This is a genomic window from Salmonella sp. SAL4457 (assembly GCF_046548235.1).
GTDB classification, from domain to species: domain Bacteria; phylum Pseudomonadota; class Gammaproteobacteria; order Enterobacterales; family Enterobacteriaceae; genus Salmonella; species Salmonella enterica.
Map to the genome: position 1 here is coordinate 1 of NZ_JBGDZO010000333.1, position 284 is coordinate 284.

Here is a 284-nt window from a genome sequence, read left to right on the forward strand (position 1 = left end):
GGTTGAAGTCAGGGTTGCCCAGCTCGCCCGAGCGCTCCTGCAGCCAGCCCAGCCAGACCGGCCACCAGCTGCCCTCTTCGCGCTTGGCGTCGTAGTACCAGGCGCGTGGATCGCTGCTCAGCTTGTCGTTCTCGAAGTAGCAGGCCTTGGGGTTTCCGGGAGGGTTGAGGATGCTCTGGATGTGCCCGCTGTTGGACAGGATGAAGCGGCGCTGGCCGCCCAGCAGGAGGGCCGAGCGATACACCGCGTCCCAGGGCGTGATGTGGTCGGTGATCTGTCTCTTA

The 284-nt window shown here is 65.1% G+C and carries 1 pseudogene; it reads right to left on the reverse strand.

From position 1 onward, the window contains the following. Positions 1–284: pseudogene (locus tag ACLJNW_RS24525) on the reverse strand (hypothetical protein); the annotation flags it as partial.